The following is an 18609-nucleotide window of genomic DNA, read 5'->3' as shown; positions in this document are numbered from 1 at the left end:
TCGTGCGCGTGAAGGAATCCGTCGCATCTGCGCGCCCGCTCGTGCCGCTGTGGGCTGCGGCATGGATGTCGGCGGTCGCCGGCCTGCTGATGAACCTGGCGTTCCCCGCCGCTGCGATCTGGCCTCTGGCGCTCGTGGCCGTCGCACTGGTCCTCGTCTCGCTGGAGGGACGGAAGACATGGGGTGCGGTGCTGGTCGGCTCCGTCTACGGGATCGTGCTCTTCTCGCTCCTGGTGTCGTGGACGGCCCGCTATCTCGGACCGGTGCCCTGGATCGCGCTCAGCGTGCTCGAGGCCGCCCTGACCGGCGTCTCCCTGATGCTGGTCGCGCTGGCATACCGCTGGCTGCCTCGTGTGTGGCCGAAGGCGAGGGCGGTGCTGCTGCCGGCGATCGTCGCGGCACTCTGGACCGTGCACGAGCTCTTCCTGGGCAACTGGCCGTACGGCGGGTTCCCATGGGCGAGGCTCGGCATGACCCAGTCGGAGGGCCCTTTCGCTCCCGTGGCATCCTGGGTGGGCGTGAGCGGGCTGAGCTTCCTTATGGTCTTCGTCGTGGCACTCTCCATCGAGGCGGTGCGACTGCGCACCTGGCGTCGCCCCATTCGACTCGCGCCCCTTGTCGTGACCGTGCTCGTGATGCTGTTCGTGCCGCTGTTCCCGACGACGGATGCCGGCGGGATGAGGATCGCGGCGGTTCAGGGCAACGGCACGACAGGGTACTTCGACGAGCGCGTGGACTACGGCGTGATCGATGCGCAGATGGCGGCGACCGAGAAGCTCGAGGGCGAGAAGGTCGACCTGGTGGTCTGGCCCGAGGGCGGGGTGGACTACGACCCCTTCCAGGACCCCTCCACCGCGCGCCGATTGACGCGCGTGGTCAGCTCGGTGGACGCGCCGCTGCTCGCCAACACGGCGACGAAACGCGGTGAGAAGTATTTCAACACGTCGTTCCTGTGGACGTCCGACGGCACAGCCGAGCAGCTGCACGACAAGCGGCACCCGGTGCCGTTCGGGGAGTACGTGCCCGACCGCGCATTCTTCTACGCCCTGGCGCCCGACCTGATCGGACTGATCGGCCGTGAGTACACGCCGGGCAGGAACGCCCCGCTCGTGAAGGTCGGAGATGTGGGCGTGGGTCTGGCGATCTGCTTCGACGTCATCTACGACGAGGTGATCCGCGAGGGTGTGCAGGACGGTGCGCAGGTGCTGGTCTTCCAGACCAACAACGCCGACTTCCGGGGTACCGCGGAGAATCTGCAGCAGCTCTCCTTCGCGCGGATGCGCGCGATCGAGACGGGCCGAAGCGTCGTGAACGTCTCCACGGTGGGCACCAGCCAAGTCATCCGACCCGATGGCACGACCGTCGCGAGTCTGAACGCAGATGAGGCCGGAGCGCTGCTCGAAGATGTCGAACTGCGTTCCGGCCTCACGGCGGGTGTCCTGCTGGGCCCGTGGGTGCAGCTCCTGCTGCTGGTCACCGGACCCGGAGCGCTGGTCGCCGCCGGCCTGATGGCGCGGCGGCGACGCTGACTCAGGCGCCGATGCGCTCGCGAGTGGGGTCGTCTCCCGACCCACGACGTGCGCGCACGTATGCGAGACGGTCCTCGAGGAGCTCCTCGAGCTCGTCCCTGCTGCGGCGTTCCAGGAGCATGTCCCAGTGGGTGCGGGCGGCCTTCTGGTCGCTCTCCTCGAGCTTCACCGAGGCGCCGTCGACCTGCAGCACGGCCTCGGCACCGCATGCGCGGCACTCCCAGGTCTGCGGCGGCTCGGCCTCGGCCGAGAACATCAGGGTCGTCTCGTGGCCGCACGACTCGCACTTGTACGTCGTGGAGCGGCGTTCCATGAACACGACTCCCTCTTCGCTCTGAAGGCTCTGGGCACCCAGCCGGATGCCGCGAAGGCTGCGATCTGCCATTGTGTGGTCCTCTCGTCGCTGTCAGGTATAACGGTCGCGCCTGTGCGCTTCATCCATGGGAGCTGTTTCCGCGAGGAACTCACAGGGGAATCCCAGCGCTCCGCGCGGATGAGCGCTCAGATGGCCTTCAGGGCGAGATCCGCGCGGTCGGTGACGACGCCATCCACGCCGCTGTCGATGAGCCGCCGCATCACGTCGGGCTCGTTGACCGTCCAGACGTGCACCTCGACGCCGTGAGCGTGCGCCGCGCGCAGCAGGTGAGGCGTGAGGATCCGGATTCCGGCATGACGCTCCGGGATCTGCACAGCGTCGATGTCGCGCAGGACACGTGCGGGGGAGAGGCGCATCGCGGAGAGAGCGCGCAGCGCGAGGATCGTGCGGCTGCCGCCGGACGTGGCGGGCGGTGTCGGCGCGCCGGCGCGCCTGATCGAGTCCAGGGCGGCGAGCCGGGTGCGGTCGGAGAAGCTGGTGACCAGGACCCGGTGCGTGTGCGGAGCGAGAAGACGACCGATGGGATCGACCGCGGCTGCGGTCTTCACATCGATGTTGAACCGGCTCTCCGGGAAGGCGTCCAGCGCGTCTGCCACGGTCAGCAGTCCGCCGTGATCGGCGAACAGGCCCTCCAGCTCTCGGGTGCGCATCGAGGATACGAGCCGCGGGTCGCCAGTGAGCCGTTCGATCGAGTCGTCGTGGAACAGCACGACGTCGCCGTCGGAGGAGAGCTGGCAGTCCGTCTCGATGTACTCGGCGCCCGCCGCCTGGGCCGCGGCGAACGCACCCGCCGTGTTCTCCCACAGCGACGTGTCGCCGTCGGGCACGAGGCCGCGGTGGGCGAGGACTCGCGGGTGTCGTGTTCCGGAGAAGAACGGGTGCGTCACGCGCCGGGCTGCGAGTCGCCGGCGGGCGGGCCCTGACGGGGAGTGAAGGCGGTGCCGATGCCCTTGAGCGCCTCGGTGAGCTCACTGGGGATGATCCACAGCTTGCTCGACGCGCTCTCGCTGATCTTCGGCAGCATCTGCAGGTATTGGTAGGCGAGCAGCTTGTCGTCGGGCCGGCCCTCGTGGATCGAGGCGAACACGTTCTGGATGGCCTCGGCCTCACCCTGTGCGCGCAGGACAGCCGCCTGCTTGTCGCCCTCGGCCTTGAGGATGGCCGCCTGACGCTGGCCTTCCGCCTCGAGGATCTGGGACTGCTTGGATCCTTCCGCCGTGAGGATGGCGGCGCGCCTGTCACGCTCCGCACGCATCTGCTTCTCCATCGAGTCCTGGATGGAGAGGGGCGGGTCGATCGCCTTCAGCTCCACACGGGAGACGCGGATGCCCCACTTGCCGGTGGCCTCATCGAGCACCACGCGCAGCTGGCCGTTGATCTCGTCACGGCTGGTGAGGGCCTCTTCGAGGTTGAGCCCACCCACGACGTTGCGCAGCGTGGTCGTGGTGAGCTGCTCGACGGCTCCGAGGTAGTTGGCGATCTCGTAGGTCGCAGCCCGGGCGTCCGTGACCTGGAAGTAGACGACCGTGTCGATCGAGACGACCAGGTTGTCCTCCGTGATCACGGGCTGCGGCGGGAAGGAGACGACCTGCTCGCGCATGTCGATCAACGGCCGCAGACGATCGATGAACGGGATCAGCAGGTTCAGTCCGGGCGCGAGCGTCTTGTGATACCGGCCGAGACGCTCGACCACGCCGGCCGTGGCCTGCGGAATGATGCGAATCGACCGCGCCAGCGTCACCAGCACGAAGATGATGACGGCGATCGCCAGGATCCAGGCGATCGCGGCGGGGAGGAACGAGGAATCGTCCATCAGTGCTCCTAATCGGTGACGGGGCGGACGATGGCGGTCGCACCGCTGATCTGTGAGACGGCGATGCGGCTGCCGCGGATGATGGCAGTGCCGTCGGCGCTGCGTGCGGTCCAGGTGTCGCCGTTGCTGAGCTTGACCTGGCCGGAGATCTCGGTGATGTCCTGGAGGACTGTCCCACGCAGATCGAGAAGCGCGTCCACGTTCGACTTGGTGGGATCCTCGCCGCGGCGCAGCCGATGCAGCAGCGGCGGTCTCAGGAAGAAGATGAACGCGGCTGCGGCAGCGGCGGCGATGATCACCTGCGCCCAGAACGGCAGTCCGACCAGGTCGGTGATCAGACCGACGGCGCCGCCGAAGGACAGCATCAGGAAGGTGAAGTCGAGAGTGAGCATCTCGATCACGAGGAAGAGTGCGATGAGCACGATCCAGCCGATCCACGCCCACTGCTCGATGCCCTCGAGCACTGTCTCCAGACCGTTCATGCGCCCTCCTGCGGTCAACCTATCACGGGGGTGTTCCCGGGGGATGGCACCACCTGCGTTGTAGGGTTGGAAGGTCGCCATCCGAGCGACCACCCCGTACTACGAGGAGTCAGAAATGACCCAGGTTCTCCCCGCCGGCTCGCTCGACGGCAAGGTGGCTCTCGTCACCGGCTCGTCTCGAGGCATCGGCGCCGACACCGTCCGCTACTTCGCCGAAGCCGGCGCTGACGTCGTAATCAACTTCCGCAACAAGGCGCCCCGGGCCGAGAAGCTCGCGAACGAGTTGCGCGCGCTCGGACGCCGCGTGCTCGTCGTCGGTGCGGACCTGACCGACCCGGCATCCGTGTCCGGCATGTTCGATCAGGTGCGTGCCGAGTTCGGTCGCCTGGACGTGCTGGTGCTGAACGCCTCGGGCGGCATGGAGTCCGGTGTGGCCGAGGACTACGCGCTGGTTCTCAATCGCGACGCGCAGGTGAACGTGCTGCAGGCAGCGGAGCAGCTGATGGGGGAGGGCGCACGCGTCGTGTTCGTCACCAGCCACCAGGCGCACTTCATCCGCACGACGCCGACCATGCCCGAGTACGAGCCGGTCGCCAAGTCGAAGCGGGCCGGTGAGGACGCGCTGCGCGAGCTGATCCCCGGACTTGCCGATAAGGGGATCGGTTTCATCGTCGTATCCGGCGACATGATCGAGGGCACCATCACGGCGACGCTTCTCGAGCGCGCGAACCCGGGTGCGATCGCCGGGCGACGCGAGTCGGCCGGCAAGCTCTACAACGTGTCGGAGTTCGCGGCCGAGGTGGCCCAGGCTGCCGTCGATCCGGTTCCCGCCGACAACACGCGTCTGATCGGCGACACCTCCGACTTCATTCCTGAGTGAGTGCCGCGGCGTCCTTGCGGAGCGTGATCGAACGCACGATCTGCAGGATGCCGAGCACCACCAGCGCGATTCCCGTCAGCCACCAGAACACGGCGACGTAGAACGGCGAGAGCAGCAGGATCACGCCGGCGACGATGCTGAGGATCGCGTAGATGATCGTCCACATGCGCGAGCTGCCGTGATTCAGCAGCGAGAGCGCGACGACGCCGTCGATGATCCACGTGATGCCCAGCATGATCCCGATGAACAGCACGAGGGTCGCGGTGAAGGCGAACAGGTTCACGAACGCGAGGACTCCGCCGACGACATAGAGAAGCCCGAGCACGACGTGGCCGAGGCGCGACCAGCCGCCGTCGCTGCGGGAGAAGACGCCGGTGCCGATGTAGACGAGCCCCTGCACGATCAGGTAGACGGCGATCACCCCGGCGAAGAACATCGCGGTCTTGGTCGGCCAGACCAGGATGAACAGGCCGAGCAGAAGCATGATCACGCCGGACACGGCGAGGCTCTTGCGGACGAGTGAGACGAACGACCTGACATGTGCGGTTGCGTCGGTCATGACGTGCCTTTCTGGGTGCTCGGACGGTGTCGTCAGCCTAACGGCTGGGCTGGACGCCGTGGGGTGCGGATGCGGTGCGCGCGGCCCGCATGCGACGATGGCCGGGTGACACGGCATCCGAATCCGTCCGAGGACAGGCTCCGCGAACTGGTCGCGCTTCGCCGGGTGCGGGATCGGATCGACCGCGAGTACGCGCGTCCACTGGATGTCGAATCCCTCGCGCAGGGCGTCCACATGTCCGCCGGGCATCTGAGTCGCCGGTTCAAGCAGACCTTCGGAGAGTCTCCGTACTCCTATCTGATGACCAGACGCATCGAGCGGGCGATGGCGCTGCTGCGCCGCGGCGACCTGTCGGTCACCGAGGTCTGCTTCGAGGTCGGCTTCTCGTCATTGGGCACTTTCAGCACCCGCTTCGCCGAACTCGTGGGCATGCCGCCCAGTGCATACAAGGCGGATCCCGGCCATGGTCCGGGGGTCCCGTCGTGGCTGGAGAAACAGGCGACGAGACCGATCAGGAATCGAGAAGCGCGGCGTCCGGAGTCCCGGTAGCGTCGCGGTCATGGACATCACGATCAAGGCCAGTTTCCTTCCGCACACCGACGCCGAGGCTTCGGCGGCGTTCTACCGAGACCTGCTCGGCTTCGAGATCCGGATGGATGTCGGCCAGGGGCGGATGCGATGGATCACCGTCGGTCCGGTGGGACAGCCCGACACGGCGATCGTCCTGACGCCGCCCGCGGTCGATCCCGGCATCAACGACGACGAGCGCTCGACCATTCTGGAGCTGATGGCGAAGGGCAGCTACGGCGGCGTCGTCCTGGAGACCGCGGATGTGGATGCGGCGTTCGCGGAGATCGAGGCGAGGGGCGCGGATGTCGTGCAGGAGCCGATCGATCAGCCGTACGGCCTGCGTGACTGCGCGTTCCGCGATCCGGCTGGCAATATGGTGCGTCTGCAGCAGTCCGCGTGAGCGAGAGGTTCCCCATGGCGCACACCGCCGACAATCATGACCGCATCCGCGTCGAAGGCGCACGAGAGAACAACCTGAAGGACGTCAGCGTCGTCCTTCCCAAGCGGCGCCTGACGGTGTTCACCGGCGTCTCGGGCTCGGGGAAGAGCTCGCTTGTCTTCGACACGATCGCGGCGGAGTCCCGCCGCCTGATCGACGAGACCTACAGCGCGTTCGTGCAGGGGTTCATGCCCTCCGTGCCCCGGCCCGACGTGGACGTGCTGGAGGGGCTGACCACGGCGATCATCGTCGACCAGGAGCGTCTCGGCGCGAACCCCCGGTCCACGGTCGGCACGGTGACGGATGCGAACGCGATGCTGCGCATCCTGTTCTCCAAGCTCGGTCAGCCGTACATCGGCGGCCCCACGGCGTTCTCGTTCAACATCCCCACTCAGAAGGCCAGCGGGGTGATGACCGGGCCCAAGGGTGAGAAGAAGATCGTCAAGGACGCCATCTATCTGGGCGGCATGTGCCCGCGGTGCGAGGGTCGGGGAGCAGTCTCCGACATCGACCTGGCGCAGATCGTGGACCAGGCGAAGTCGCTGGAGGACGGGGCGATCATGGTGCCCGGATACACCGCCGACGGCTGGATGGTGAAGCAGTTCTCAGGATCGGGCTTCTATCCCGCCGACAAGCCGATCGCGACCTTCACCGACAAGCAGCGACAGCTCTTTCTCTACGGCGACGTGACCAAGGTCAAGATCAGCGGCATCAACATCACCTATGAGGGTCTGATCCCGAAGATCACCAAGTCGATGCTGTCGAAGGATCTGGACGCCCTGCAGCCGCACATCCGCCGCTTCGTCGAGAAGGTGGCGACGTTCGCCACCTGCCCGGAGTGCGAGGGCACCCGCCTGACGGAGGGCGCACGCTCGTCGAAGATCGGCGGGGTCAGCATCGCCGACGCGTGCCGCATGCAGGTCACCGACCTGGCCGAATGGGTGCGCGGATTGGATCTCGCCGGCGCCGGCCCGCTGCTGACCGCGCTGAGCGCGAACCTGGACTCATTCGTGTCGCTCGGGCTCGGCTACCTGAGTCTCGATCGCCCCTCGGGCACGCTGAGTGGGGGAGAGGCGCAGCGGATCAAGCTGCTGCGCCACCTGGGCTCGTCGCTCACCGATGTCACGTACGTGTTCGACGAGCCGACCATCGGCCTGCATCCGCACGACATCCAGCGCATGAACGCTCTGCTGCGCGAACTGCGCGACAAGGGCAACACGGTACTGGTCGTGGAGCACAAGCCCGAGACGATCGAGATCGCCGACCATGTCGTGGATCTCGGCCCTGGTGCCGGGCGAGCCGGTGGAGAGATCTGCTTCGAGGGCACCGTGGAGGGCCTGCGCGCCAGTGGAACGCTCACCGGTCAGCATCTGGACGACAGGGCGTCGCTGAAGGAGTCGGTGCGCTCAGGGTCGGAACCGATCGAGATCCGTGGAGCGACGGCGAACAACCTGCAGGACGTGGATGTCGACGTCCCCACCGGCGTGCTCACCGTCGTGACGGGAGTCGCAGGGTCCGGCAAGAGCTCGCTGATCCACGGCTCGGTCTCGCCGCGCGAGGGCGTCGTCTCGATCGATCAGAGTGCGATCAAGGGATCGCGCCGCAGCAATCCCGCGACGTACACCGGGATGCTGGAGCCGATCCGCAAGGCCTTCGCCAAGGCGAACGACGTGAAGCCGGCACTGTTCAGTGCGAACTCGGAGGGCGCCTGCCCGACCTGCAAGGGCGCGGGGGTGATCGTGACCGAACTGGGCTTCATGGACACCATCGAGACGCCCTGCGAGGACTGCGGCGGCAAGCGGTTCCAGGCGGGCGTGCTCGAGTACAAGCTCGGCGGCCTGGACATCACCGAGGTGCTGGATCTGCCCGTCTCGAAGGCGCGGGAGTTCTTCACTGCAGACGAGACCAAGCTTCCGGCGGCGGCAGCCATCCTGGGGCGGTTGGAGGATGTCGGACTCGGCTACCTCTCGCTCGGTCAGCCGTTGTCGACGCTGTCGGGCGGCGAACGTCAGCGCGTGAAGCTCGCCATTCAGATGGGGGAGAAGGGCGACGTCTACGTGCTGGACGAGCCGACCACCGGACTGCATCTCGCGGACGTGCAGCAGATCCTCGGGTTGCTGGATCGCCTGGTGGAGTCGGGTAAGACCGTGATCGTCATCGAACACCACCAGGCGGTGATGGCGCACGCCGACTGGATCATCGACATCGGTCCCGGCGCCGGACACGATGGCGGTCGCGTGGTGTTCGAGGGAACGCCCGCAGAACTGGTGGCGGACCGATCCACACTCACGGGGGAGCACCTGGCGGCCTATGTCGGGTCCTGAAGACCTCGCAGTCTCGCTGGTCGCGCCGCGTCCTGTGCAGTGGGAGCGGCGTTTCGCAGCGTTGCGCGCCCGCATCCTCTACGTCCTGCCGGACGCCGCGGTCGAGCACATCGGCTCGACCGCGGTACCCGGCCTGCCAACGAAGGATGTCGTCGATGTGCTCGTCGGCGTCCAGGCGGATGCCGTTGCGGCATCCGCGGTCGCTCTGCGCGATGACGGGTTCGACCGTGAGGGTGTCAGGCCGGATCATGCCTGGCTGTGTCTGCCCTCGCGTCTCGATCGGGATGCCGTAGTCCACGTGGTCACCATCGGCGGCGGGCAATGGCAGGACCGCCTCGACTTCCGCGACCTGCTGCGCGCTTCGTCGTACGCTCGCGAGTCATACCTCGCAGTCAAGCGCAGACTCGCCGATGGTGAGACGGGATGGGGCGAGTACACCGCTGGCAAGACGCAGATCATGCGTGAGCTGCTGGACGAGCATCGCTCGGGCCAACCCATATCCTCGAGTGCATGACGGCCGAGGATCAGAACGACATCGACGCGCGCATTCAGACGTACTACGGCGAGGTGTTCGATGAGCATGTCCGGCTGACGACCCGATCCGCGCAGGGCCCCTTGGAGTTCCAGCGGACGCAGGAGATCATCCGTGAGCATGCGCCGAGCGGGCGCGTGCTGGATGTCGGCGGCGGCGCCGGCATCCACTCCCGAGCGTTGATGGATGCCGGATACGCCGTCGAGATGATCGATCCGGTGCTTCGACATGTCGAGCAGGCGCAGGCGGTCGGCGTTTCGGCGGCGGTGGGGGATGCCCGCTCGCTGGCGTTCGAGGACGACTCCTTCGACGCGGCGATCCTGCTCGGCCCGCTCTACCACCTCGCCTCGCGGGATGAACGCGTGGCGTCCCTACTCGAATCCGCGCGCGTGGTGCGACCCGGCGGGGTTGTTCTCGCTGCCGGACTTTCACGTTATGTCGCGTTCGGGGCCGCATCGTTGGGCAGACCGGTGCCGTCGCCGATTCCGGGGGAGTGGGCGGCCCTGATCGCCGACGGCACTCCGAGTTCGGGTTTGCGGTTCCCCGCGGGTCATTTCCACACGTCCGAGGAGTTGGCAGCAGAGGTCGCGGATGCCGGATTGGACGTCATCGATGTCTTCGGCGTGGAGGGGCCCGCCGGATTGTTGCTCGAATCAGCCGGCGACGTTCCCAACGATGTGCGGGACGCTGCGCTGACTGTGGCGCGCGCGGCATCCGCTGCTCCCGGTATCCGCGACCAGAGCGCGCATCTGCTCGCTGTGGCGCGAGTGCCTGCCTGATCCTTGCACCCCGGAACGAGAAGTGGCTAGAATATATGTCATAAAAGCGCCACTAATGGGGGAGTGATGAACGTAGGAATCCGCGAACTGCGGGACGGCTTGAGTCGGTTCGTCGCCGCAGCGCGCGACGGCGAGGAGATCGTCGTCACGGACCACGGCAGGGCAGTAGCCCGCCTGGTGGCCTACGACGCGCCCAGCGCGCTGGAACGACTGATCGCCGAGGGTCTGGTGGCGCCCGCCGAGCGGCCCAAGGCGCCGCGGCCGGAACCCGTGAAGGCCGGTGAAGGCGTACGTGTCACTGACCTGATCGCCGAACAGCGCAGATGATCGTCTATCTGGACACGTCCGCGCTCATGCCTCTGACGATCACCGAGCCGAGCGCGGCACGCTGCGCGCGACTGTGGGATGAAGCGAGCATGAAGTTCTCGTCTCGGATCACCTACGTCGAGGCATCCGCAGCGCTGGCGTCGGCGTTGCGGGCTCATCGGATCGATGCCGGCGAGCATGAAGCAGCCCATGCGGTGCTGGACGCGCTCTGGAAGGAGGTCTCCGTCGTCGAGGTCGACGAGGCGTTGATGCATGCCGCAGCGATCCTGGCTCATTCCGATGCGCTTCGGGGTTACGACGCCGTTCACTGCGCGAGCGCATTGAGGCTCGTGCCCCTCGACGTCGTGGCACTGTCCGGTGACAGAACGCTCTGCGAGGCCTGGCGTCGCCACGGGCTTCCGGTCGGTGACACGAACGTCTGAGTTCTTGCGACTGTCTGCGGAATTGGTCACTCGTGGAACAACCGATAATGCACATTATGTCAGAACCACTGATCTACTGTGCTCCCCGACTCGTAGACTCTTGCTGTCCGGTCTCGCTAGATATGTCAGTTGTCTCGTTCGACATGTCAGCCTCCGGAAGAGCGGTCTGAAGCTGAGTTCGCGGATCCCGATTTCGACGGGCTCATGAAAGTTCGAATGACGCGCTGGGCCGCGCCGGATCGGTGACGAGTACGATTTGGGCATGTCCGCCCCGTCCGCAGTCAGTCTCCGATGCGTCACCGCAAGCGATCTCGACATGCTGTACGCGATCGCTGCAGAGCTTGACACCTGGGAGGAACGCAGTGCGTCAATGCCGGCGCCCTTGACGCGGAGTGCATTCGACGCCCGCCTGATGCCGTCCGAAACGGCCTCCGACAAGGATGTCCGCTTCGTGATCGACCTCGACGGCCGGGCAGTCGGCAGCGTCTCGCTCTTCGATTTCGATGACCTGGCTCGCCATGCCGAGGTCGGCATCGCCCTTCAGCCGACCGCTCGAGGCAAAGGGATCGGAGCCGAAGCGGTCACGCAGATCATCGAGTTCGCCTTCACGCGCTGCAACCTGCATCGAGTGCACCTTCAGACGATTGCGAGCAACCTGGCCGCAATCCGCGCGTATGAGAAGGCCGGACTCGTCATCGAAGGACACCTTCGTGAGCATGCTTGGGTTCGCGGGCATTACGAGGACATCGTGGTCATGGGCGTCCTCCGTTCGCAGTGGAGCGCTCGGCACTGATTCGGGAGCCCGTGTCGGCTCCCCGACCCCGTCAGTTCAGCGCAGCGCCTTCAGGTAGCGGCGTCGTGCGAACAGCTGAGCGATGCGCAGCAGCGGATACAGCGCCCTCCACGGCTGCTGCGGCGCCGCCCGCGTCAGTGAGCGCACGGTGATCCTCACGTCATCCCCGTGACGATGCACGATGAACGCTTCTTCACCGCTGACCGGATGCCCGGGCAGAGTGCGGTACGAGAATCCGACGCGGTCGGCTTCGTCGACGACGGCGACCACCTCCACCGGTTCGACGACGGTCGCGGTGAGTATGCGTGCAGTCACCGTGACGCGCTCCCCCGCTGACACGGGCCCCGACGAATCGACGGTGAATCCGCTGGCGGTCTTCACACCCCACCGCAGGATGTCGTGCGCGGCTCGCTCCCACGCCGCATCACCGCGCCCGATGATCGCGGAGATCTCGGAGCGGCGGTGACTTCGATCAGTCGGCGGCCAATCGGGCAGGTCAGGACAGGTCATCTCATCCCGGGTTCCCGCAGCAGTGCATACATGTACATGTCCTTGCGCTCGGATCCGACGTGTTCCCACTGTCGAAGCAGGCCCTCGCGCTGGAACCCGGCAGCCTCGGCTGCCCGCCAGGATCCTTCATTCCAGGGTTCGACGTAGAGTTCGAGACGCTGGATAGGCAGGTGCGCGAACGCCCACCCGACCAGTACCTGGATGGCAGCCGTCGCGAATCCCGCTCCCCGGCGGTCCGGTGCGATCCAGTACCCCACGCTGGCGCGTTCGAGCATCGGCTCCCGGAACGTCAGGCCGACCTGCCCGACCGGCTCGTCGGTCGCCTTGTCGACGACCGTGAACTGATACCCCGCCCCGCTGATCGCGCGTCCTCGCTGACGTTCGATGTAAGCGAAGATCTGAGACCGATCGCCCTGGGCCGGAACCGTGCTGATGAGTGGGATCAGCGGGTCATCCACGACGGATGCAACCAGCGCGACGTCACGCTCCGTGAAGTCGCGAAGCGTCACCCTCTCCCCCACAACCGTCGGCGTCGTCCGCTGTCCCATGCGGCAAGCCTGGCATGCCTCCGCAGTCGGAGACGGCGAGAATGGTCGACATGTGGGAAACCCGGGCGCGTATCGACGCCGACTGCGAGACCGTCGCCTCGTGGATCGACGATGCCGAAGGGCTGTACCTGTTCACCGGTCCGCGCCTGACGTGGCCGATCGAGCCCAGCCATCTGCAGGTCATGGCGCAGATACCCGGGCTCACCGCGTGGGTCGTTGTCGACAACCGCGACAGCACCGACAGCGCGATCGCGGGGCATTTCGATCTCACGCTCAAAGACGGCACGGCGCGTCTCGCCCGCGTCATCATCGATCCCGCGCTGCGCGGCCGCGGCCTCTCCCACATGCTCGTCGTCCTCGCCGAGGAGAGGGCTCGCGAGCTCGGTGCGACGCAGCTGTCGTTGAACGTGATCGACGGCAATCTTCCGGCCATCACCACGTACGAGCGGGCGGGGTTCCGGCGCACAGAATCCGAACGTCCGGGAATCTCCTCGATGATGCTGACGCTCTAGAGCTCCCGCACCGTGAGGATCGTCCGGCCGTGTTCCATGGCCGGATGCTGCACGCCCGCGTCGCGGAAGCCCAGCTTCTCCAGCACTCGGAGCGATGCGATGTTCCAGTCCCACACCGACGCCCAGAGCCGGCGGTGTCCGAGCTCTCTCGCCCACGCCAGTACGGCCTCGCCTGCCTCGGTCGCGTACCCGTTCCCGTGTGTGCGCTGCAGCAGCTCGAACGCGATCTCCGGCTCGTTCTCGGCGCCCTTCCCGCTGAAGATCAGGCCCGCATAACCGATCAGTTCCGAGCTCTCGCGTAGCACGGCGCTGAGCAGCAGGGAGGTGGACCCCGACTGCCGGATGTCCTCTGCGATGTCCTCTACAGTGGGTCTCCCCTGCTCGTCGAGTCGTCGATGCCCAGGCACTCGCGGATCACGCTCCGACCAGAGCTGATGGAACACCTCGGCGTCGGCCGTCTCTTGCGGCCGGAGCAGCAGTCGCGGCGTCGTCAGCATGCGACTCAGTCTAGAAGTGAGAGGATCAAGCGTGCCCGCGACCTCCCATGAGCCGGAAGGCTATGACTGTCCGTTCTGCCGCCTCCAACTGGGCGTCTTCAACGAGCGCAACCGATCCTCGGATGTCATCGCGGTAACCGACCATGCGTATGCCCGCATCGCGCCGAAGTGGTGGCCGGACAATCCGGGTGCGGTGCTGGTGATGCCCCGGGCGCACATCGAGAACATCTATGACCTTCCCACCGCGGACGGCCACGCCATGTGGGATCTCGTCCAGCGGGTGGCGACGTCGATGCGGACGGCATACGGCTGCGAGGGAACCTCCCTCCGCCAGCACAACGAGCCCGCCGGAAACCAGGATGTCTGGCATCTGCACGTGCACGTGTTTCCGCGGTATGAGAACGATCGTCTCTATCAGCGGCACGAAGACTCGCACTGGGTCGGGCCTTCCGAGCGAGAGCCCTATGCACTCAAGCTGAGGGGTGCGCTGGGCATGCCGTATCAGTTCGACATCTGAACGAAGCGTTCGCCGCTACTCTGAAGCCGTGTGGTGGACGGACGACGAGTGGGCGCGACTGCAAGCTCCGGACACCTGCTGGCAGATGCTGACTTCACGTCAGCACCGACGGATCCCCTTGAACGTTCAGATCCGGCCGCGCACCGGCGTACGCTCGATCGCGTCGCCGCCGCCGGGCATCGACATCTCGGCGCGGACGCCCAGCAGACGGACCTCTCGGTCAGGGTCGAGCCCGGCGCTGAGCGCGAGTGCGGCTGCGATGAAATCAGCGCTGCTGATGGTCGCCTCGGGGAGCCTGCGGCCCACAGTGCGCGTCTCGAAAGGCGCATAGCGCACCTTCAGGTGAACCCGCATGACCGGTCGTCCTTCCGCGGCGCAATCGGCGAAGGCCTGCGCTGCGAGCCCGCTGATCGCCGCCTCGATCTCCGCGCGTGTGGTCAGGTTCTGCTGGAAAGTCGTCTCGCGACTGTGACTGCGGGCTACCCAGGGGGCGTCGTCGACCACGGCTGGACCGTGCCCGAAGCCGAGCCCGTGGTACCAGACACCCATCTTCGGACCGAATTCGCCAACGATCTCCGCCTCGTCCGCGTCCGCCAGTTCCCGCACTGTGCGGATGCCGTGCTCGGCGAGGCGCGCTTGCACACGCGACCCCACGCCCCAGAGCTCACGAGTGGACTTGTCCCCCATGACCTCGAACCAGTTCTGCTCCGTGAGACGGAACATCCCGCGGGGCTTGCCGAACTCGGTCGCGATCTTGGCCCGCACCTTGTTGTCGCCGATCCCGACAGAGCAGTGCAGCGACGTGGCAGCGAGCACCGCCTGCTGGGCCGCGACGGCGACGGACTCGGGATCATCTGTCGTCGTGCCCAGAAAGCACTCGTCCCAGCCGATCACCTCCAGGATGACTCCGGGCAGTTCTCGCAGCGCACCCATGACCTCGGCGGATGCCTGCTCGTACGCGGCGTGGTCCACGGGCAGGAAGACAGCGTCGTCCGGTGCCTTGCGTGCGGCGATCTTGAGCGGCATCCCCGATCCGATCCCGAAGGCGCGCGCCTCGTAGGACGCGGTGGAGACCACCGCACGTTCGGTCGGATCGCCGTTCCCGCCGACGATGACGGGCCGACCGGCGAGCTCCGGTCGTCGCAGCACCTCCACGGCCGCGATGAACTGATCCATATCCACGTGAAGCACCCAGGGAATCGGACTCATGCCTCGAGTGTGCGCGCTTCCGCTCGTTCTGTCACGGAACCTCTGAGCGCGGCGGACCGCGCAGGTCACCGGGCATCATCGGGCGCGGCGACGCTGTACACGTCCAGGCCCCCGGCGGCAATGGTGACCGTGGCCACGGCACCGCCGCCGCGCAGCCCGGTCTCCGTCACCTCGCCATCGTGGGCGATTCCGATCGTCTGTCCGGGTTCCGTCCGGACTTCGATCCGCACCGTCCTCGCGGTGAACGCTTCGATCGTCCTGAGCCCGCCGCGTCCGGGCACGCGATCCAGCAGCGAGGATGCCCGCGCGCCGAAAGCAAGCGCCACCAGGCCGCGCAGCCGCGGCATCCTGCCGACCGCGTGCAGCACGCGCACGTCGAGAAGCCCGTCGTCGAGGTGGCGGCGCTGGAGCGGAACCATGGATGCCGACGAGTTCTGCCCGACTGCCACAGCGACGGACCACACCCTGGCCGGATGCCCGTCGACGCTCACCGGCATTGCCTCTGCCCGCGCCAGCACCCGCGCCGCGGCCACGAGCGCGGCGAGCGGCTTGCCCAGTCCCTTCTCCCTCGGTTCGCGCTCCGAGACGAAGCCCGCATAGACACCGACGGAGGCCCCGTTGAGCACGGTGAAGGACTCGCCTGCGTCGAGCGCGAGCTCGGCGACATCGACGCGCCGACCTGCACCCGTCCGGAGAGCCTCCAAGGCGTCATCGATCGTCGGGATGCCAGCCGTGCGGGCGAAATGATTGAAGGTGCCGCCGGGAAGCACGAGCAGGGGAAGACCGACGCTGCGCGCGGCATCTGCGGCGGCCGCGACCGAGCCGTCCCCGCCCCAGACCCCCAGCACCCGCGGCGGCGCCTGCGACCCGGCTGCCTCGCGCACGAGGCCCGGAATGTCGTCACCGTCCCGAAGGACATGGATGCGGGCGTCCGGCAGCGCGTCGGAGAGGAACTCGACCGGGTCCGGGCGGCGTGGATCGATCCCCGAGGATCCGTTGACGAGAATGAAGGCGCCTTCCCCGCCCGGCAGGGCCGGCAGCCCGACGGCCGGCGCGGAGCGCACGGGTGGAGGCGTCGGGCGAGCGGGAATCAGCATCCGCCCGGCGACCGCGACCGCGCTTCCCAGCACCACTCCCCCGATCACATCCGAAAGCCAGTGCGCGCCGGTGTGAAGCCGGGAGTACGTCACCGCGGTGCCGAGCGGCGCCAGCTGGAGACCTGTTCGGCCGGACTCGAGCGCCACTCCGGTGACGAACGCCGCAGCCGATGCCGCGTGCCCGGACGGGAACGACGCTGATGTGGGAAACCTCTTCAGACGACGAGGCACCGGCACATCCTTCAGCAGAGGCCGGTCGCCGCCGAAGATCTTCTTGCCCACCAGGTTCGCCAGCACGCTGCCGACGACGAGCGACGCGGCGCCGCGCACGGCCCCGCGCCGGGCCCGACCGCCCATGGCGTAGAGCAGGAAGGAGATGACCAACCACAGCCGGCTGCGGTCGGCAAGCCGTGAGATCCGGACGAACCGGCGATCGACGTACGCGGGAACGCGGCGCCGGTTGATCGCCCGCGCGGTGCGGGCATCAAGCCGGCGCATCCAGCGCGGCAGGATGCGGGCTCGACGCAGGGCGACGAACGGATGCGCGGTCGACTCATGGATCGAGCGTAGAGCGCGGGCTGCCTCACGTCCCGGTTGGAATGTCATCAGAATCGTCCTCGATGCGGATGGTCGCCGAAGGGCACAGGCTCTCCGCTTCGCGCACGGCGGCCCAGTCGGAGTCCTCGGGATGCTCATTCAGGATGCTGACGAATCCATGGTTCTCCTCGAGGTTCGCGAAGACACGCGGGGCGGTGCGACTGCAGTTGCCGGAAGCGATGCAGGTCGTCGGGTTCGCTGTCACCTTCATGGACTGGCCTCCTCAGCCTCGGTACTGTCTCACGAGCGGGCAGGTGTAGGGATCGCGATTCTTCAACCCCACCTGATTGAGATAAGCGATGATCGTGCGAAACGCCTCACCGAGCGAGGTCTCGGTGTACGGTATGCCCTGCTCGGCGCAGTGTCGGCGCACGACCGTCTGCAGTGCCCGCAGGTTCGGCCTGGGTGCCATCGGGAACAGGTGATGTTCGATCTGGTACTCGAGTCCTCCCATGAAGAAATGCACGACCGGCCCGCCACGCACGTTTCGTGACATGTAGACCTGTCGTCGCAGGAAGTCGAGGTCCACGTCGTGCGGCACGGTCGGCATCCCGATGTGATTGGGTGAGAACGCGCCGCCGAGGAGGAATCCGAAGACAGCGAGCTGCACGGCGAAGAAGGCGATCGCCATGCCCGGTGGCAGCACGATGAACAGCAGAGCCAGGTATCCGACGAAGTGGACCCCGACGAAGACGATCTCCGTCCAGCGGCGCGTGACGTTCCTTCCCGACAGGATGTTCCTGAACGAGTCGACATGGAGAGACGCCCCCTCGAACAGCAGGACGGGGAGGAAGTAGTAGCCCTGGTATTCGCCGATCTTCGCCATGACGCCGGACCGGCGGTCGGTGCCCTCGGGAGTGAATGAGACCACCCCGGCGTCGACGTCCGGATCGAGGGCATCCTGGTTGGGGTTCGCGTGATGCCGACCGTGTTTGTCGACCCACCAGCCGAAGCTGAGGCCGGTGAACAGTCCGGCAATCACCCGCGACATCCATTCGTTCCACCCGGCCGAAGCGAAGACCTGCTGGTGCGCGGCCTCGTGACCGAGGAAGCCTAGCTGGGCGAACGCCAGCCCCAGCAGCGCCGCCAGCAGAAGCTGCCACCACGTCGGTCCCAGGAGGACGACGCCGATGAGGATGGCTGCGACCGCGAGCATCCAGAACAGGATCATCGTCCAGTAGAAGCCGTATCGACGTCTCATCAGTCCGGCTTCGTTGGCTTCTGCGGACAGAGCATGGAAGGCCTCCACGTACCTCTCCCCGGTCATCGCTGCTTCCGGAGTATCTCAAGGCCGCTC

The 18609-nt window shown here is 66.9% G+C and carries 24 protein-coding genes; 12 read left to right on the top strand and 12 right to left on the bottom strand.

What is annotated here, in order from left to right; genetic code table 11:
* Positions 1-8 precede the first annotated feature (8 nt).
* Entirely contained in the window at positions 9-1529 is a 1521-nt protein-coding gene (gene lnt, locus QF046_RS02735; RefSeq protein WP_307365953.1) for an apolipoprotein N-acyltransferase, read from the top strand.
* Position 1530: 1 nt separating this feature from the next.
* Here lnt and QF046_RS02730 read toward each other — a convergent pair whose 3' ends face one another.
* From QF046_RS02730 to QF046_RS02715, 4 genes are all read right to left on the bottom strand, one after another.
* Positions 1531-1914 carry an RNA polymerase-binding protein RbpA gene (locus QF046_RS02730; RefSeq protein ID WP_307365950.1) on the bottom strand — a complete coding sequence of 128 codons (384 nt, stop codon included), beginning with the start codon at positions 1912-1914 and terminating at the stop codon, positions 1531-1533.
* A gap of 116 nt (positions 1915-2030) precedes the next feature.
* The gene (locus tag QF046_RS02725) at positions 2031-2792 is read right to left on the bottom strand and encodes a glycerophosphodiester phosphodiesterase family protein (protein ID WP_307365948.1); all 762 of its coding nucleotides are present in this window, start codon (positions 2790-2792) and stop codon (positions 2031-2033) included.
* A complete protein-coding gene (locus QF046_RS02720) occupies positions 2789-3718 on the bottom strand; it encodes an SPFH domain-containing protein (RefSeq protein WP_307365946.1) in 930 nt (309 codons plus the stop codon). Before QF046_RS02720 ends, QF046_RS02725 begins: the two co-directional genes overlap by 4 nt.
* Before the next feature lie 8 nt (positions 3719-3726).
* Entirely contained in the window at positions 3727-4200 is a 474-nt protein-coding gene (locus tag QF046_RS02715; RefSeq protein ID WP_307365943.1) for an NfeD family protein, read from the bottom strand.
* 115 nt (positions 4201-4315) lie between these two features.
* Between QF046_RS02715 and QF046_RS02710 the strand changes: the two genes are divergently transcribed.
* Entirely contained in the window at positions 4316-5080 is a 765-nt protein-coding gene (locus QF046_RS02710) for an SDR family oxidoreductase (RefSeq protein WP_307365941.1), read from the top strand.
* Here the strand turns inward: QF046_RS02710 and QF046_RS02705 are convergent.
* The gene (locus QF046_RS02705; protein WP_307365939.1) at positions 5067-5639 is read right to left on the bottom strand and encodes an HdeD family acid-resistance protein; all 573 of its coding nucleotides are present in this window, start codon (positions 5637-5639) and stop codon (positions 5067-5069) included. The two genes, QF046_RS02710 and QF046_RS02705, sit on opposite strands and share 14 nt — an antisense overlap.
* A 105-nt stretch (positions 5640-5744) precedes the next feature.
* Between QF046_RS02705 and QF046_RS02700 the strand changes: the two genes are divergently transcribed.
* The 8 genes from QF046_RS02700 (at position 5745) to QF046_RS02665 (ending at position 11825) form a co-directional block, all read left to right on the top strand.
* Complete coding sequence (locus QF046_RS02700) at positions 5745-6188, top strand: helix-turn-helix transcriptional regulator (RefSeq protein ID WP_307365937.1); 444 nt, start codon at positions 5745-5747, stop codon at positions 6186-6188.
* Positions 6189-6198: 10 nt separating this feature from the next.
* Complete coding sequence (locus QF046_RS02695) at positions 6199-6609, top strand: VOC family protein (protein WP_307365936.1); 411 nt, start codon at positions 6199-6201, stop codon at positions 6607-6609.
* 14 nt (positions 6610-6623) lie between these two features.
* Positions 6624-8972 (top strand): excinuclease ABC subunit UvrA, encoded by a 2349-nt coding sequence (locus QF046_RS02690; RefSeq protein ID WP_307372664.1) that lies wholly within the window; start codon positions 6624-6626, stop codon positions 8970-8972.
* Positions 8959-9486, top strand: a complete 528-nt coding sequence (locus tag QF046_RS02685) for a GrpB family protein (protein ID WP_307365934.1) — start codon at positions 8959-8961, stop codon at positions 9484-9486. Before QF046_RS02690 ends, QF046_RS02685 begins: the two co-directional genes overlap by 14 nt.
* Positions 9483-10283, top strand: coding sequence for a bifunctional 2-polyprenyl-6-hydroxyphenol methylase/3-demethylubiquinol 3-O-methyltransferase UbiG (locus tag QF046_RS02680; RefSeq protein WP_307365931.1), 801 nt, complete (start codon positions 9483-9485; stop codon positions 10281-10283). The genes QF046_RS02685 and QF046_RS02680 overlap by 4 nt, the downstream gene beginning before the upstream one ends.
* A 66-nt stretch (positions 10284-10349) precedes the next feature.
* The gene (locus QF046_RS02675) at positions 10350-10610 is read left to right on the top strand and encodes a type II toxin-antitoxin system Phd/YefM family antitoxin (protein WP_307372660.1); all 261 of its coding nucleotides are present in this window, start codon (positions 10350-10352) and stop codon (positions 10608-10610) included.
* A complete protein-coding gene (locus QF046_RS02670) occupies positions 10607-11032 on the top strand; it encodes a type II toxin-antitoxin system VapC family toxin (protein ID WP_307365928.1) in 426 nt (141 codons plus the stop codon). Before QF046_RS02675 ends, QF046_RS02670 begins: the two co-directional genes overlap by 4 nt.
* A 262-nt stretch (positions 11033-11294) precedes the next feature.
* Positions 11295-11825 (top strand): GNAT family N-acetyltransferase, encoded by a 531-nt coding sequence (locus tag QF046_RS02665; protein WP_307365926.1) that lies wholly within the window; start codon positions 11295-11297, stop codon positions 11823-11825.
* Positions 11826-11861: 36 nt separating this feature from the next.
* Here the strand turns inward: QF046_RS02665 and QF046_RS02660 are convergent, their stop codons facing one another.
* Both QF046_RS02660 and QF046_RS02655 read right to left on the bottom strand, forming a co-directional pair.
* Positions 11862-12335: a DUF1990 family protein gene (locus QF046_RS02660; RefSeq protein ID WP_307365924.1), complete on the bottom strand. Its 474-nt coding sequence runs from the start codon at positions 12333-12335 to the stop codon at positions 11862-11864.
* On the bottom strand, positions 12332-12883 hold the full coding sequence (locus tag QF046_RS02655) for a GNAT family N-acetyltransferase (protein WP_307365922.1): 552 nt from the start codon (positions 12881-12883) through the stop codon (positions 12332-12334). The genes QF046_RS02660 and QF046_RS02655 overlap by 4 nt, the downstream gene beginning before the upstream one ends.
* Before the next feature lie 50 nt (positions 12884-12933).
* Between QF046_RS02655 and QF046_RS02650 the strand changes: the two genes are divergently transcribed.
* The gene (locus tag QF046_RS02650; protein WP_307365921.1) at positions 12934-13395 is read left to right on the top strand and encodes a GNAT family N-acetyltransferase; all 462 of its coding nucleotides are present in this window, start codon (positions 12934-12936) and stop codon (positions 13393-13395) included.
* Here the strand turns inward: QF046_RS02650 and QF046_RS02645 are convergent.
* Positions 13392-13892 (bottom strand): GNAT family N-acetyltransferase, encoded by a 501-nt coding sequence (locus tag QF046_RS02645; RefSeq protein ID WP_307365919.1) that lies wholly within the window; start codon positions 13890-13892, stop codon positions 13392-13394. The two genes, QF046_RS02650 and QF046_RS02645, sit on opposite strands and share 4 nt — an antisense overlap.
* Positions 13893-13923: 31 nt before the next feature.
* Between QF046_RS02645 and QF046_RS02640 the strand changes: the two genes are divergently transcribed.
* On the top strand, positions 13924-14409 hold the full coding sequence (locus tag QF046_RS02640) for an HIT family protein (protein WP_307365917.1): 486 nt from the start codon (positions 13924-13926) through the stop codon (positions 14407-14409).
* Positions 14410-14535: 126 nt separating this feature from the next.
* Here the strand turns inward: QF046_RS02640 and QF046_RS02635 are convergent, their stop codons facing one another.
* The 4 genes from QF046_RS02635 to QF046_RS02620 form a co-directional block, all read right to left on the bottom strand.
* Positions 14536-15618, bottom strand: a complete 1083-nt coding sequence (locus QF046_RS02635) for a DNA polymerase IV (protein ID WP_307365915.1) — start codon at positions 15616-15618, stop codon at positions 14536-14538.
* 65 nt (positions 15619-15683) lie between these two features.
* Positions 15684-17321 (bottom strand): bifunctional phosphatase PAP2/diacylglycerol kinase family protein, encoded by a 1638-nt coding sequence (locus QF046_RS02630; RefSeq protein ID WP_307365913.1) that lies wholly within the window; start codon positions 17319-17321, stop codon positions 15684-15686.
* Positions 17299-17523 carry a ferredoxin gene (locus tag QF046_RS02625; RefSeq protein WP_307365912.1) on the bottom strand — a complete coding sequence of 75 codons (225 nt, stop codon included), beginning with the start codon at positions 17521-17523 and terminating at the stop codon, positions 17299-17301. The genes QF046_RS02630 and QF046_RS02625 overlap by 23 nt, the downstream gene beginning before the upstream one ends.
* A gap of 12 nt (positions 17524-17535) precedes the next feature.
* Positions 17536-18513, bottom strand: a complete 978-nt coding sequence (locus tag QF046_RS02620; RefSeq protein WP_307365910.1) for an acyl-CoA desaturase — start codon at positions 18511-18513, stop codon at positions 17536-17538.
* Between the last annotated feature and the right edge of the window lie 96 nt (positions 18514-18609).

The sequence above is a fragment of the Microbacterium sp. W4I4 genome (assembly GCF_030816235.1).
Taxonomy (GTDB): Bacteria; Actinomycetota; Actinomycetes; order Actinomycetales; family Microbacteriaceae; genus Microbacterium.
The sequence above is the reverse complement of the archived record's forward strand: the minus strand, read 5'-3'. Positions and strand labels throughout refer to the sequence as shown.

What these genes read in the sequence shown, in the direction of transcription:
- QF046_RS02635 (WP_307365915.1), bottom strand. Translation starts at nt 15,618, where the DNA reads ATGAGTCCGATTCCCTGGGTGCTTCACGTGGATATGGATCAGTTCATC.
- QF046_RS02680 (WP_307365931.1), top strand. Translation starts at nt 9,483, where the DNA reads ATGACGGCCGAGGATCAGAACGACATCGACGCGCGCATTCAGACGTAC.
- QF046_RS02625 (WP_307365912.1), bottom strand. Translation starts at nt 17,523, where the DNA reads ATGAAGGTGACAGCGAACCCGACGACCTGCATCGCTTCCGGCAACTGC.
- QF046_RS02630 (WP_307365913.1), bottom strand. Translation starts at nt 17,321, where the DNA reads ATGACATTCCAACCGGGACGTGAGGCAGCCCGCGCTCTACGCTCGATC.
- QF046_RS02665 (WP_307365926.1), top strand. Translation starts at nt 11,295, where the DNA reads ATGTCCGCCCCGTCCGCAGTCAGTCTCCGATGCGTCACCGCAAGCGAT.
- QF046_RS02690 (WP_307372664.1), top strand. Translation starts at nt 6,624, where the DNA reads ATGGCGCACACCGCCGACAATCATGACCGCATCCGCGTCGAAGGCGCA.
- QF046_RS02705 (WP_307365939.1), bottom strand. Translation starts at nt 5,639, where the DNA reads ATGACCGACGCAACCGCACATGTCAGGTCGTTCGTCTCACTCGTCCGC.
- QF046_RS02710 (WP_307365941.1), top strand. Translation starts at nt 4,316, where the DNA reads ATGACCCAGGTTCTCCCCGCCGGCTCGCTCGACGGCAAGGTGGCTCTC.
- QF046_RS02670 (WP_307365928.1), top strand. Translation starts at nt 10,607, where the DNA reads ATGATCGTCTATCTGGACACGTCCGCGCTCATGCCTCTGACGATCACC.
- QF046_RS02675 (WP_307372660.1), top strand. Translation starts at nt 10,350, where the DNA reads ATGAACGTAGGAATCCGCGAACTGCGGGACGGCTTGAGTCGGTTCGTC.
- QF046_RS02620 (WP_307365910.1), bottom strand. Translation starts at nt 18,513, where the DNA reads ATGAGACGTCGATACGGCTTCTACTGGACGATGATCCTGTTCTGGATG.
- QF046_RS02695 (WP_307365936.1), top strand. Translation starts at nt 6,199, where the DNA reads ATGGACATCACGATCAAGGCCAGTTTCCTTCCGCACACCGACGCCGAG.
- QF046_RS02730 (WP_307365950.1), bottom strand. Translation starts at nt 1,914, where the DNA reads ATGGCAGATCGCAGCCTTCGCGGCATCCGGCTGGGTGCCCAGAGCCTT.
- QF046_RS02655 (WP_307365922.1), bottom strand. Translation starts at nt 12,883, where the DNA reads ATGGGACAGCGGACGACGCCGACGGTTGTGGGGGAGAGGGTGACGCTT.
- QF046_RS02645 (WP_307365919.1), bottom strand. Translation starts at nt 13,892, where the DNA reads ATGCTGACGACGCCGCGACTGCTGCTCCGGCCGCAAGAGACGGCCGAC.
- QF046_RS02720 (WP_307365946.1), bottom strand. Translation starts at nt 3,718, where the DNA reads ATGGACGATTCCTCGTTCCTCCCCGCCGCGATCGCCTGGATCCTGGCG.
- QF046_RS02685 (WP_307365934.1), top strand. Translation starts at nt 8,959, where the DNA reads ATGTCGGGTCCTGAAGACCTCGCAGTCTCGCTGGTCGCGCCGCGTCCT.
- QF046_RS02715 (WP_307365943.1), bottom strand. Translation starts at nt 4,200, where the DNA reads ATGAACGGTCTGGAGACAGTGCTCGAGGGCATCGAGCAGTGGGCGTGG.
- QF046_RS02650 (WP_307365921.1), top strand. Translation starts at nt 12,934, where the DNA reads ATGTGGGAAACCCGGGCGCGTATCGACGCCGACTGCGAGACCGTCGCC.
- QF046_RS02660 (WP_307365924.1), bottom strand. Translation starts at nt 12,335, where the DNA reads ATGACCTGTCCTGACCTGCCCGATTGGCCGCCGACTGATCGAAGTCAC.